Origin of the sequence: Ensifer sp. LC11, assembly GCF_001695835.1 — a bacterium.
In the GTDB taxonomy this organism is placed as follows: Bacteria; Pseudomonadota; Alphaproteobacteria; order Rhizobiales; family Rhizobiaceae; genus Ensifer.
Genome location: NZ_MBSO01000049.1, coordinates 1 through 12,131, shown reverse-complemented (window position 1 = coordinate 12,131; position 12,131 = coordinate 1). Strand labels below are relative to the sequence as shown.

The following is a 12,131-nucleotide window of genomic DNA, read 5'->3' as shown; positions in this document are numbered from 1 at the left end:
CACGGTCGCGAATATCCAACGAATGGAACTTGCCCATGAAACACCTCCACGCAGACGTGAATCACAGATGCCATCACAACGGAATCTCTGCGAGTCGATTAAATCGAACGATGCTTTAGAACGGGTTTTCCGTCAGAAGCCCGTTGACGAATTCGAACAGGCCGGGGCGCCGGTCGCGGCGTAACCGTTCGGCCTCGACGATCGCCCGCACCGCGGAGAAGGCGCGATCGAGATCGTCGTTAAGCACGATGTAATCATATTCCCGCCAATGCTCGATCTCGGCGCGCGAGTTGGCAAGCCGTGTGGCGATCACCTCTTCGCTGTCCTCGGCCCGGCGATGCAGGCGCGACTGCAGCTCGGCCATCGATGGCGGCAGGATGAAGATCGAGACGACGTCGCCGGCCATCTTTTCCTGGAGCTGCTGGGCGCCCTGCCAGTCGATGTCGAACAGCATGTCGCGGCCGGCAGCCATCGCCGCCTCGACGGCGTCGCGCGGCGTACCGTAGAAGTTGCCGTGCACCTCCGCCCATTCGAGCAGCGAGTCAGTTGCCCGCATCGCCTCGAAGTCGCGGATGGACTTGAAGTGATAGTGTCGTCCGTCGATCTCGCTTGGGCGCCGCTGGCGCGTCGTCACGCTGACCGAAATGCTCATCTCCGGATCGGCTTCCAGGAGATTGCGCGCAATGGTCGATTTCCCGGCGCCGGACGGCGAGGAAATGACGAGCATCAGCCCACGACGGGCGATCTTGATGGGCGAAGGGGTCGCCGGGTTCATACCTTACTCCAGATTCTGGACCTGTTCGCGGAACTGGTCGATGACGACCTTCAACTCAATGCCGGCCGCAGACACAGCGGCCGCGTTCGACTTGGAACAGATCGTATTCGATTCTCGGTTAAATTCCTGTGCGAGGAAATCAAGCTTGCGACCGACGGGGCCGCCCTTTGACAGAAGTTCACGCGCTGCAACGACGTGAGAACCAAGCCGGTCGATTTCTTCCCGCAGATCCGCCTTGGTGGCCAGCAGCGCGACTTCGGCATACAGACGTTCCCGCTCCAGCGAGGAGCCATTGTCCATCACCAGAGCCACCTGTTGCGCCAGCCGGTCGGCGATCGCCGCTGCGCTGCGCGAAGGATCGGCCTCGACCGTCGCCGTCAGCCTCGCGATGGTCTCCACTTGCGTCAGCAGGATCTGACAGAGCGCAGCTCCCTCCTCCTCGCGCATCATACGCAGGTCGGAGAGCGCAAGCCTCAGCCCCTCGAGGATATCCGCGTCGAGCGCCGCGCGCTCCTCCTCGCTTTCCTCCGGCTCGCGAAAATCGACGATGCCGCGGATCGAGAGAAGCGTATCGAACTTCAGCGGCGCCGGATCGACGAGATCGCCCAGTTGATCGCGCAGGTTCAGGACGGCCGTCAGCGCCGCCTGGTTGACCACCGCCTCGACGCTTGCCTCGCCTCCGCTGACGGAGAGACCGACCTGAAGATTGCCGCGGGAAAAGTAATCCGCCGCGAGCTTGCGGGCCTCGGGCTCGAAGCGTTCAAGGCCTTGCGGCAGGCGCAGCCTCAGATCAAGCCCCTTGCCGTTGACGGAGCGCAGTTCCCAAGCCCACCGGCGGCGGCCGCTGCTGCCTTCCCTCCGGGCAAAGCCGGTCATCGATTGGAGCGGCATCGTCACCTCCGTTGCGGTTTCAGCAGAAGCAATAAGGCGACGGCGCGGCATCCCGCAAGGGATATCCGCGCCGTGACTTGTCAGTCCACAATGCAGGCCCTGTCACCGCCGTCGTGGGCAGGCCCTGTTACGTGGCTGGGCCGCGGGTGGGCAGGCAGCGTTACTGCGGTTGCGCCGCCGTGGCGTCAGAACCGGCCGTACCGTCGGCAGCGGCCTTCGCCGCTTCGGCTGCCTTCTCGGCTTCCACCTTGCGCCAACGCCTCACATTGGCATTGTGCTCGTCCAGGGTCTCAGCGAAGACGTGGCCGCCCGTGCCGTCGGCGACGAAGTAAAGCTCCGGCGTGCGCGACGGATTGGCGACGGCCTCAAGTGCTGCCCGGCCGGGATTGGCAATCGGCGTCGGCGGCAGCCCCTTGATGATATAGGTGTTGTAGGGTGTCTGCTTGTCGATGTCCGATTTCAGGATCGGCCGATCCGCCGGCTTTCCGTCGCCGCCGAAGATGCCGTAAATGATGGTCGGGTCGGATTGCAGCCGCATGCCCTTGTCGAGGCGGTTGATGAAGACGGATGCAACACGCGGGCGCTCATCGGCGCGACCGGTTTCCTTTTCCACGATCGAGGCAAGCGTTACCAGTTCCTCGACGGTCGACACCGGCAGGTTGGGATCGCGCTTGTCCCAGATCTGGTCCACCAGCGCTTTCTGGGCCGCAGCCATCTGCTGCACGATCTCGCCGCGCTTGGTGCCGCGCGTAAACTTGTAGGTGTCTGGCATCAGCGACCCTTCCGGAGGAAATTCCGGCGGCAGATCGCCAACCAGGACCGGATCGTCCGACAGCTTGTGGAACATCTGCTTGACGGTCAGGCCTTCGGGCAGGGAAACGGAATAGAGGATCGACTTGCCCGACTTCAGAAGCTGCATCACTTCCTGCATCGACGAGCCGGCCTTGATCTCGTATTCGCCGGCCTTGAGCGTTTCGTTGTCGAGGTAGGCTTCCGAGACGAAGCGGAAGACGCGCGCGTCGGTGATGATGTTGCTGCGCTCAAGACCACTGGCGATCTCGCTCATGCCGGCGCCGCCTCTGACGATGAAGTTCTGGTTCGCCTGCAGCGGGCCGGGCTTTTCATACTGATGCATCGCGTAATAGACCGTGCCGGCCGCGGCGAGTGCTGCGAAGACGATGACGGTCATGACGAAATTCAGGAAGATCACGACCTGGCTGCGAGCCTTGCGCGATCGTTTCGGCGGTTGCGGCACTTTTTCCGGGCGCAACGCCTCGTTCGCCGATTTCGGAATGATCGGCCCGTTGCTCGCGTTTTCACTGCGGCCGAATTGCGCCGCGCCGTTGTCGTTTGTGTCGCTCACGATTGTCCCGAACCCGAAATTCGCGGCCTCATTCTCTTCCTGCTTCCGGTGCGAATTTCGGACTGGACCATGGCAGGCTTAATTCAAATTCATGTAACGGTGCCGCCCAACGGACGGCGTGCCGCAGTCTTGCTCACAAAGAGATCTGCGGTCCGAAGCAATTGCAACGCAAGAACCACAGAAATGTGTCGAATCGCCGTTCGTACAAGGGGACACGGCGGTCGCCCAACACTTTAATGCGGAGCCTGCCGCCTTCCGTGACACCACGGCGGCGACCTGCTCCAGGCAATAGCTAAATGGCAATCTGACAGATATGCCTTGCGCGAACATAGCGGTCGGCAAGCGCCGCCATGAACGACAGCGCGTCCTCCCGAGACATGCTTGTAACGAGCAATACGGCAAAAGCTGGATCAGCGCGCCGCGTATCGTCATCGACGCGATGATGGGCTGCAGCAGCCGGCGCGAGATCAGGCGCCGATGTAGCGGCGCAGGACCAACGAGGCGTTGGTACCGCCGAAACCGAAGGAGTTCGAAAGCGCTACATTGATTTCGCGCTTGCGCGCGACATGCGGCACGAGGTCGATCTTCGTTTCGACGGATGGATTGTCGAGGTTGAGCGTTGGCGGCGCGATGTTGTCGCGAATCGCCAGCGCCGAAAAGATCGCTTCGACCGCACCGGCAGCGCCCAGCAGATGGCCGATAGCCGATTTGGTCGAGGACATCGAGATCTTCGAGGCATGCTCGCCGACCAGACGCTCGACGGCGCCGAGCTCGATGGTATCCGCCATCGTCGAGGTGCCGTGGGCGTTGATGTAGTCGATGTCGGCGGCGGTGAGGCCAGCGCGCTTCAGCGCCATCTGCATGCAGCGGTAGGCGCCATCGCCATCTTCCGATGGTGCGGTGATGTGGAAGGCATCGCCGGAAAGACCGTAACCGACGACTTCCGCATAGATCTTCGCGCCGCGCGCCTTGGCGTGCTCGAGTTCCTCCAGGATGACGACGCCTGCGCCCTCACCCATGACGAAGCCATCACGGTCGATGTCGTACGGGCGCGACGCCTTTTCCGGATTGTCGTTGTGCTGCGTCGACAGCGCCTTGCAGGCAGCGAAGCCCGCGAGCGAGATCCGGCAGATCGGCGATTCCGCGCCGCCGGCAACCATCACGTCCGCATCGCCCAGCGCAATGAGGCGGCTTGCGTCGCCGATCGCATGTGCGCCGGTCGAACAGGCGGTGACGACCGAATGGTTCGGTCCGCGCAGCTTGTGACGGATCGATACCTGGCCTGAGGCAAGGTTGATGAGACGGCCGGGAATGAAGAAGGGCGAGATACGGCGAGGCCCCTTGTCGCGCAGCGTGTAACCGCCTTCGACGATGCCTTCGAGGCCGCCGATGCCCGAACCGATCAGGACGCCGGTCGCGATCTGATCCTCGTCGCTCTCCGGCTTCCAGCCAGCGTCGGCAAGCGCCATATCGGCGGCCGCCATCGCGTAGACGATGAACGGGTCGACCTTGCGCTGCTCCTTCGGCTCCATCCAGTCATCGGCGTTGAAGGTTGCCCCGGTGCCGTCACCGAATGGAATGCGGCAGGCGATCTTGGCCGGAAGGTCCTCGACCTCGAATTCGGTGACCTTGCGGGCAGCATTATGCCCGGCAAGAAGGCGCTCCCACGTCGCCTCAGTTCCGCAACCCAAGGGAGATACCATGCCGGTACCGGTGATAACGACACGTCTCATAGTCCGCGACCCACCCTGACTTTTCAGTTTCAGAGCCGGATCGGACCACGTGTAACGAACCCGATCCGGGCATCTATTTTAAGGTTCTTAATTCACGATCAGCGGGAAATGCGGGGAACGCTTGCTGATCGAAGCCCGCGCTCGAACGCAGGACAGCCCACTTCCCTGGGCTGAAACGGGCCGCTCAACGCGGCCCGTCCACGGCCGAAGCCGCTCAGATCTTAGGCCTGTGCCTTTTCGATGAACTTGACGGCGTCGCCAACGGTCAGAATCGAGTCCGCAGCATCATCCGGGATTTCAACGCCGAACTCTTCTTCGAAAGCCATGACCAGTTCGACGGTGTCGAGCGAGTCCGCGCCGAGATCATCGATGAAGCTTGCGCCTTCGCTGACCTTTTCGGCGTCGACGCCAAGATGATCAATAACAATTTTCTTTACGCGTTCTGCGATATCGCTCATGTCGGAGTTCCTCGACCTTCGTTTCTGTGGGCGCCTATACGGCACCGGTACTCTTATGTAAGCCTGATAGACCAAGATGGCCCACCCGGCAATCCATCCAACCGGAACTGCGGCAAACCCAGGGCAGCCAAGGCTGCCGGACACCTGGCGGGACCGGTCGACTGCTAACAGTCATGGCCCGATTAACACGGTTTAAGGCTGTCGCAAAGTCCGAAAATGCCTGTCATTCGCTTGCTCAACATTGAATTTCAGGCATTTGGCAGGCGGCGTCCCGGGACGGTGAAGACCGCGCGCCGTACAATCTCGACGGGCGGCACACAATCCCGGAGGCCGGATCAGATCATCGCCATTCCGCCGTTGACGTGAATCGTCTGACCGGTGACGTAGCCCGCCTCATTCGAGGCGAGATAGACGACCGCCGAGGCGATTTCGGCGCCGGTGCCCATACGCTTCATCGGGATCGCGCCCATGATCGCGTCCTTCTGCTTGTCGTTCAGCTTGCCGGTCATGGCACTTTCGATGAAGCCCGGCGCCACACAGTTGACCGTAACGTTGCGCGTCGCGATTTCCTGGGCCAGCGACTTGGAAAAGCCGATCATGCCGGCCTTGGAGGCGCAGTAGTTGGCCTGGCCGGGATTGCCGGTGACGCCAACGATAGACGTGATGTTGACGATACGGCCGAAGCGGCGGCGCATCATCGGATGGGTGAGCTCGCGCGTCAGCCGGAAGACTGCCGTCAGGTTCACCTCGAGAACGGCATCCCAGTCTTCGTCGCTCATGCGCACGAAGAGGCCGTCCTTGGTGATACCGGCATTATTGACGAGAATGTCGACGCCGCCGAGTTCGGCTTCGGCCTTTTCACCGAGCGCTTTGACTTCGGCGCGGTCGGAAAGATTGGCCGGGAAAAGGTGAACGCGCTCGCCAAGCTCGTTGGCCAGCGCTTCCAGCTTTTCGACGCGGGTGCCATGCAGGCCAACTGTCGCGCCCTGCGCGTGCAGCATGCGGGCGATTTCTTCGCCGATACCACCGGATGCGCCGGTGACGAGAGCCTTGCGGCCGGAAAGATCGAACATCTCATTGGTTCCTTGTAACTGGCGCACTGACCCAAGTTGCTCAGGCGAGCAGGGCGGCGAGTGCAGTGTCGATATCGGCAGGCGTATTGACGGCGATGCCGTTGACGGTCTTGTCGATCCGGCGGGCAAGCCCGGTCAGGACCTTGCCGGAACCGAGTTCATAAAGCGTCGTGACATTGTTGGCGGCGAACCATTCGACGGTCTCGCGCCAACGGACCTGGCCGGTGACCTGCTCCACCAGCAACCGGGCGATCTCGTTCGCATCGCTGACCGGCGCGGCAAGCACGTTCGCAATCACGGGAACGACCGGATTGCGCTTCTCGACCTTGGCCAGCGCCTCGCGCATCGCCTCGGCGGCGGGCGCCATCAGGCTCGAATGGAAAGGTGCCGACACCGGCAGCATCAAGGCGCGCTTGGCGCCCTTTTCGGAGGCAAGCGCCGCAGCCTTTTCGACCGCAGCCTTCTCGCCGGAAATCACCAGCTGGCCACCGCCATTGTCGTTGGCGATCTGGCAGGAGCCAAGCGCCGAGGCTTCGCGGCAGACGGCTTCGACATCCGCATGTTCGAGACCGATGATCGCGGCCATCGCGCCCTTGCCGACCGGGACTGCCGCCTGCATGGCGTTGCCGCGGATGCGCAAGAGGCGCGCGGTGTCAGCGATCGAGAAGGTGCCGGCAGCACAGAGCGCCGAGTATTCACCAAGCGAATGACCGGCGACGAAGGAAACCTTGCTCTTGATATCGAGGCCCTTGGCCTCGAGCACCCGGATGACGGCCATCGATACGGCCATCAGTGCCGGCTGGGCGTTTGCCGTCAGCGTCAGCTTTTCCTCGGGACCGTTCCACATGGTCTCCGACAGCTTCTCGCCGAGTGCCTCGTCGACTTCGGCAAAAACGGCGGCAGCTTCCGGAAAAGCGTCAGCGAGATCCTTGCCCATGCCGACAGCCTGGCTGCCCTGGCCGGGAAACGTAAATGCAATGCTCATGGGATAGTCCCTTCCCTAGACCACTGTGATTTCGGGTCGAATCGAGACGAAATCATAGCGATCAGTTCTTATGAGTTAGAGCGCGCATGGGGGCGGAAAACCGCACACACACTTTTTTCTCATCTCGCTCTGGTTTTCTCTCCATTCACATTCCTGAACGGCGAGTCAAGCTTGGAGGCCCGACTGGGCGGGGCCGGCGCCGCCTTTTGCCCTTGATCTTCATCAATCAAGGCGTAAGTTTGCCGGCCGAAGCCGTCCTGCCCTATCGGCGTTCCCTTAGGCGAAGGCTGACATTCCATTCCCGGCGCGCCACGTCCTGTCCCAAGAGGGCGAAGCACGCCCGTCACAAGGACATTTATTCCATGCGCTACAACAGGCTTGGCCGCACCGACATCAAGGTTTCGGAAATCTGCCTTGGCACCATGACCTGGGGCTCGCAGAACTCCGTAGCCGAGGCGCACGAACAGCTGGACTACGCCTTCGAGAAAGGCGTGAACTTCATCGATACGGCAGAACTCTATCCGACGACGCCGCTTTCGTCCGAGACCTATGGCAATACCGAGCGCATCATCGGCGAATGGCTGGCGAAACGCGGCCGCCGCGACGACGTCGTACTCGCCACCAAGGTCGCCGGCCCTGGTCGCCCCTATATCCGCGATGGCGGGCCGACCACGCCTGAGGGTATCGACCAGGCCATCGACGCCAGCCTCAAGCGGTTGAAGACCGACTATGTCGATCTCTATCAGCTTCACTGGCCGAACCGCGGCCACTACCACTTCCGCAACGCGTGGTCCTACGACCCGGCGAAGCAGGACAAAGCCCGCGTTGCCGCTGACCTCAGAGCGATCCTCGACAAACTCGGAGATCTCGTGAAAGCGGGTAAGGTCCGCGCGGTCGGTCTTTCCAACGACACGGCCTGGGGCACGATGAAGTTCATCGACATGGCCGAGCGCCACGGGCTGCCACGCGTCGCGTCGATCCAGAACGAGTATAACCTGCTCTACCGCGCCTATGATCTCGACCTCTCCGAACTATCACATCATGAAGACGTCGGCCTGCTCGCCTATTCGCCGCTTGCGGCCGGATTGCTCAGCGGCAAGTATCTCGACGGCGCCAAGCCCAAAGGCTCGCGCCTGGCGATCAACGGCGACCTCGGCGGCCGCTTCACCCCGCATCAGGAACCGGCCGTCGCCGGCTATGTCGCCTTGGCGCGCGAGCATGGCCTCGATCCCTCGCAAATGGCGATCGCCTTCTGCCTCACCCGCCCCTTCATGGCCTCGGTCATCATCGGCGCCACATCGATGGAGCAGTTGAAGACCGACCTTGGCGCGGCAGACCTCACGCTCTCACAGGATGTCATGAACGGCATCCGGCGGCTGCACCGCCTCTACCCCATGCCGATCTAAAGACCAGAAATTATCGCCGATGGCTGTGCCAGAGACAAAAGAGGAACTACTGAAAGCGATCGATGTCCAGTTCGCCAAACTGATGCGCGAGCTGGACCAGATCCCTGGCGAGATGTACCGCGCGCCTTCGCTCGAAGGGCACGCCAAGGGTACCATGATGAGCGTCGGCGATCTCGTCGCCTATCTCATCGGCTGGGGCGAACTCGTCATCAAATGGATCGATCGCGATCAGCGTGGCGAGACGATCGATTTCCCTGAAACGGGATACAAATGGAATGAACTCGGCCGGCTCGCGCATAAGTTCTACGACGACTACCGGGTTCTTCCGCCAGGCGAACTGCTGGCTCGGCTCACGGGCAGCAAGGACACACTGAAAGCACTGATCATGGCACGAGACAATCAGGCGCTCTACCGGCAGCCGTGGTACGGCAAATGGACGCTCGGGCGGATGATTCAGCTCAACACGTCCTCTCCCTACGCCAATGCCTCAGGTCGTTTGCGCCAATGGAAGAAGGCCGCTGGGCTTGCTTAGATAGCTAAAAGACTCGGCAAGCCTTGCCTTCCTACGAAAAATGCGTATAAGCGCGCTGTTCGAAATGCCCGGTCTTCTGGCTGGTGGCTGAACGGAGGGCCGGCTTCCTCGAGGGGAGCCGTTAGGATTGCAAGTCTTTCCGGCCTCCCGTGTCTCCGCTCTCGACCGTCTCGATACAACACTTTCTTGCCGGCTGCCTGTCAGCCACTAAGAACAGTCGTTGAGGCTTAGCCGCCGAGGTCCGGGCTGATTAACGCAAGAAAGGCAAGCCACAATGGCTCTTTATGAACACGTATTCCTGGCCCGCCAGGACATCACGCCGCAGCAGGTCGACGGTCTCGTCGAGCAGTACAAGGGCGTGCTCGAAGCAAACGGCGGCAAGGTCGGTCGCGTCGAGAACTGGGGCCTGAAGTCCCTCACCTACCGCATCAAGAAGAACCGCAAGGCTCACTACGTTCTCATGGACATCGACGCTCCGGCAGCCGCTGTTCACGAAATCGAGCGTCAGATGCGCATCAACGAAGACGTCCTGCGCTACATGACGATCGCTGTTGAAAAGCACGAGGAAGGCCCGTCTGCTATGATGCAGAAGCGCGACCGTGATGACCGTCCGCGCCGCGATGGCGACCGTCCGGAGCGCAGCTTCGGCGACCGTGGTCCGCGTCCGGACCGTGGCGACCGCGAAGACCGCCCGCGTCGTCCGCGCGAAGACCGCGCTTAATCAAGAAGCTTTAGGAGATAAAGACAATGGCTGAAGTTTCTTCCGCTCCGGTTCGTCGCCCGTTCCACCGTCGCCGCAAGACCTGCCCCTTCTCGGGCGCAAACGCTCCGCGGATCGACTACAAGGACATCCGTCTGCTGCAGCGCTACATTTCCGAGCGCGGCAAGATCGTTCCGTCCCGCATCACGGCCGTTTCCCAGAAGAAGCAGCGCGAACTCGCCCAGGCGATCAAGCGTGCACGCTTCCTCGGCCTGCTGCCCTACGTCGTTTCCTAAGAACGGCTGACGCTCCGTCGGTCCTCTGACTCGACGGAAGCAGACTCAAGGGAGAGGCGCTCCCGTTAGGTGAGCGCCTCTCCTCCCTTCCGCGGTGGGCGCGGATCGGAACCGGCGCGAAGGCGCCTAAATCCCATGCTGGGGCCGGGCTTTGGCCATCCCCTAACTGCACGAAGCAGGACAGCGAACGTGACGAATGTGAACAGGACATCGCTGCTGACCGGCGTTCTCGCCGGCTTTACCGCCGCCCTCTTGTCGATGGGCGCGAACACGCAGTCGTCGCTTGCGATCGTCCTTTACGCTGCTTCGGCACTTCCGATCCTGATTGCCGGCCTCGGCTGGGGCAACGCTGCCGCGATCGCCGCCATCGTTGCCGCCGGCGGCACGGCCGCCGCTCTCGTCTCTCCCTATTTCGCGCTGCTCATTCTCGTCGTCACGCTGATCCCGGCGGGTTGGCTCAGCCACCTCGCCAATCTCGCCCGTCCGGCTTCCGAACTCGGCGGCCCCGATGAAGCGCTCGCCTGGTACCCGCTCTCCGATATCCTCAGCCATCTCGCCGGCCTGGTGACCGTCGGCATGATCATCGTCGGCTTCATCGTCGGCTATGGCGCCGATATCTCCGATCGCATGGTCGATATCGTCATTCAGGCGGTGAAGGCGCAGGACTCTGCCTACAATCCGGATGCGGCTGCGATCGCTCAGATCAAGTCGCTGTTCACCCTCGCTTTGCCGCTCGTCCAGGGCGCGATCTGGGTGCTGATGCTCTTTACCGCCTACTATGTCGCCACCCGCATCGTGCAGATGTCGGGCCGGTCGCTGCGTCCGCGCGAGGACATCCCCTCGACGCTGCGCATGCATCGCAATGCCATTTTCGTCTTTCTCGGCGGCCTGGTCCTGACCTTCCTCGGTGGCGCACCCGCCACGATCGGCGCGCTGATCTGCGGAACGTTCGGCGCGGGCTTCCTGCTTGCAGGCTTTGCCTCCTTCCATTTCCGCACGCGCGGCAAGTCCTGGCGGCTTCCCGTGCTGTGGATCGCATACCTGTCGGTGTTCGTGTTCACGATTCCGGCATTCTTCTTCCTCCTGTCCGGTCTGATCGATACGCGACGCACCATCGCGGTCACGCCGGTTGGAAAAAACTGACCAACGAAACTCAATAACTCTGAAAGGAAACCAACATGGAAGTCATTCTTCTCGAACGTATCGCCAAGCTCGGCCAGATGGGCGAAACCGTAAAGGTTCGCGACGGCTTTGCCCGTAACTACCTGCTGCCGCTCGGCAAGGCGCTGCGCGCCAACGCCGCCAACAAGGCTCGTTTCGAAGCCGAGCGTTCGACGCTCGAAGCCCGTAACCTCGAGCGCAAGTCGGAAGCCCAGAAGGTTGCCGAGAAGCTCGACGGCAAGTCCTTCATCATCGTTCGCTCCGCCGGCGAAACCGGCCAGCTCTACGGTTCGGTCGCTGCTCGCGACATCATCGAAGTGCTCGCTGCCGAAGGCTTCAACGTCGGCCGCAACCAGGTTGACCTCAACCAGCCGATCAAGTCGATCGGCCTGCACAAGGTCACGCTGCACCTGCACTCGGAAGTCGAAATCTCGGTCGAAGTCAACGTTGCCCGCTCGGCTGAAGAAGCCGAGCGCCAGTCCAAGGGCGAAAGCCTGACCTCGGCTGACGCCATCTACGGCGTCGACGAAGACGCGCTGAAGCCGGAAGACTTCTTCAACCCGGAAGCCGAATTCGAAGGCGAAGAAGAATAAGCCCTCGCGGCCATTCAAATACGAAAGCCCGGATCATCGATCCGGGCTCAGACTGCTGACAAACCTCTGGCGTTTGCCGGGGGTTTTTGATTCACTGGGTTATGTTGAAGAAACCCGCTCCCGAACAGACCGCACTCGAGATGGTGACGCTCGACAGCCTGGTTC

At 61.8% G+C, this 12,131-nt stretch carries 13 protein-coding genes; 6 read left to right on the top strand and 7 right to left on the bottom strand.

Features of this window, described 5'->3' with window-relative positions:
• Nucleotides 1–115 precede the first annotated feature (115 nt).
• The 7 genes from gmk to fabD all read right to left on the bottom strand — a co-directional run bounded on the left by gmk (nt 116) and on the right by fabD (nt 7,278).
• The gene (gmk, locus tag BBX50_RS25480; RefSeq protein WP_065778084.1) at nt 116–775 is read right to left on the bottom strand and encodes a guanylate kinase; all 660 of its coding nucleotides are present in this window, start codon (nt 773–775) and stop codon (nt 116–118) included.
• A 3-nt stretch (nt 776–778) separates the two neighbouring features.
• A complete protein-coding gene (locus tag BBX50_RS25475) occupies nt 779–1,666 on the bottom strand; it encodes a YicC/YloC family endoribonuclease (RefSeq protein ID WP_065778085.1) in 888 nt (295 codons plus the stop codon).
• Nucleotides 1,667–1,826: 160 nt separating this feature from the next.
• On the bottom strand, nt 1,827–3,029 hold the full coding sequence (gene mltG, locus BBX50_RS25470) for an endolytic transglycosylase MltG (RefSeq protein WP_065778083.1): 1,203 nt from the start codon (nt 3,027–3,029) through the stop codon (nt 1,827–1,829).
• A gap of 467 nt (nt 3,030–3,496) precedes the next feature.
• Nucleotides 3,497–4,762 (bottom strand): beta-ketoacyl-ACP synthase II, encoded by a 1,266-nt coding sequence (fabF, locus tag BBX50_RS25465; RefSeq protein WP_065778082.1) that lies wholly within the window; start codon nt 4,760–4,762, stop codon nt 3,497–3,499.
• Between the two features lie 221 nt (nt 4,763–4,983).
• A complete protein-coding gene (locus tag BBX50_RS25460; protein WP_003531676.1) occupies nt 4,984–5,220 on the bottom strand; it encodes an acyl carrier protein in 237 nt (78 codons plus the stop codon).
• Nucleotides 5,221–5,555: 335 nt separating this feature from the next.
• Nucleotides 5,556–6,293, bottom strand: a complete 738-nt coding sequence (gene fabG, locus BBX50_RS25455) for a 3-oxoacyl-[acyl-carrier-protein] reductase (protein ID WP_065778081.1) — start codon at nt 6,291–6,293, stop codon at nt 5,556–5,558.
• Nucleotides 6,294–6,333: 40 nt separating this feature from the next.
• Complete coding sequence (gene fabD, locus BBX50_RS25450; RefSeq protein ID WP_065778080.1) at nt 6,334–7,278, bottom strand: ACP S-malonyltransferase; 945 nt, start codon at nt 7,276–7,278, stop codon at nt 6,334–6,336.
• Between the two features lie 362 nt (nt 7,279–7,640).
• On the opposite strand from fabD, the gene BBX50_RS25445 reads away from it, so the two are divergent.
• The 6 genes from BBX50_RS25445 (at nt 7,641) to rplI (ending at nt 11,966) form a co-directional block, all read left to right on the top strand.
• Nucleotides 7,641–8,684 (top strand): aldo/keto reductase, encoded by a 1,044-nt coding sequence (locus tag BBX50_RS25445; protein WP_065778079.1) that lies wholly within the window; start codon nt 7,641–7,643, stop codon nt 8,682–8,684.
• A gap of 19 nt (nt 8,685–8,703) precedes the next feature.
• Entirely contained in the window at nt 8,704–9,216 is a 513-nt protein-coding gene (locus BBX50_RS25440; RefSeq protein ID WP_065778078.1) for a ClbS/DfsB family four-helix bundle protein, read from the top strand.
• Nucleotides 9,217–9,490: 274 nt separating this feature from the next.
• On the top strand, nt 9,491–9,937 hold the full coding sequence (rpsF, locus tag BBX50_RS25435; RefSeq protein WP_057252714.1) for a 30S ribosomal protein S6: 447 nt from the start codon (nt 9,491–9,493) through the stop codon (nt 9,935–9,937).
• Nucleotides 9,938–9,963: 26 nt separating this feature from the next.
• Nucleotides 9,964–10,212 carry a 30S ribosomal protein S18 gene (rpsR, locus tag BBX50_RS25430; RefSeq protein ID WP_025426448.1) on the top strand — a complete coding sequence of 83 codons (249 nt, stop codon included), beginning with the start codon at nt 9,964–9,966 and terminating at the stop codon, nt 10,210–10,212.
• A gap of 189 nt (nt 10,213–10,401) precedes the next feature.
• The gene (locus tag BBX50_RS25425; protein ID WP_065778077.1) at nt 10,402–11,355 is read left to right on the top strand and encodes a DUF2232 domain-containing protein; all 954 of its coding nucleotides are present in this window, start codon (nt 10,402–10,404) and stop codon (nt 11,353–11,355) included.
• Nucleotides 11,356–11,390: 35 nt separating this feature from the next.
• Nucleotides 11,391–11,966, top strand: coding sequence for a 50S ribosomal protein L9 (gene rplI, locus BBX50_RS25420; RefSeq protein WP_065778076.1), 576 nt, complete (start codon nt 11,391–11,393; stop codon nt 11,964–11,966).
• Nucleotides 11,967–12,131 lie beyond the last annotated feature (165 nt).

What these genes read in the sequence shown, in the direction of transcription:
- BBX50_RS25475 (WP_065778085.1), bottom strand. Translation starts at nt 1,666, where the DNA reads ATGCCGCTCCAATCGATGACCGGCTTTGCCCGGAGGGAAGGCAGCAGC.
- rpsR (WP_025426448.1), top strand. Translation starts at nt 9,964, where the DNA reads ATGGCTGAAGTTTCTTCCGCTCCGGTTCGTCGCCCGTTCCACCGTCGC.
- rplI (WP_065778076.1), top strand. Translation starts at nt 11,391, where the DNA reads ATGGAAGTCATTCTTCTCGAACGTATCGCCAAGCTCGGCCAGATGGGC.
- fabF (WP_065778082.1), bottom strand. Translation starts at nt 4,762, where the DNA reads ATGAGACGTGTCGTTATCACCGGTACCGGCATGGTATCTCCCTTGGGT.
- rpsF (WP_057252714.1), top strand. Translation starts at nt 9,491, where the DNA reads ATGGCTCTTTATGAACACGTATTCCTGGCCCGCCAGGACATCACGCCG.
- BBX50_RS25445 (WP_065778079.1), top strand. Translation starts at nt 7,641, where the DNA reads ATGCGCTACAACAGGCTTGGCCGCACCGACATCAAGGTTTCGGAAATC.
- fabG (WP_065778081.1), bottom strand. Translation starts at nt 6,293, where the DNA reads ATGTTCGATCTTTCCGGCCGCAAGGCTCTCGTCACCGGCGCATCCGGT.
- BBX50_RS25440 (WP_065778078.1), top strand. Translation starts at nt 8,704, where the DNA reads ATGGCTGTGCCAGAGACAAAAGAGGAACTACTGAAAGCGATCGATGTC.
- BBX50_RS25460 (WP_003531676.1), bottom strand. Translation starts at nt 5,220, where the DNA reads ATGAGCGATATCGCAGAACGCGTAAAGAAAATTGTTATTGATCATCTT.
- gmk (WP_065778084.1), bottom strand. Translation starts at nt 775, where the DNA reads ATGAACCCGGCGACCCCTTCGCCCATCAAGATCGCCCGTCGTGGGCTG.
- fabD (WP_065778080.1), bottom strand. Translation starts at nt 7,278, where the DNA reads ATGAGCATTGCATTTACGTTTCCCGGCCAGGGCAGCCAGGCTGTCGGC.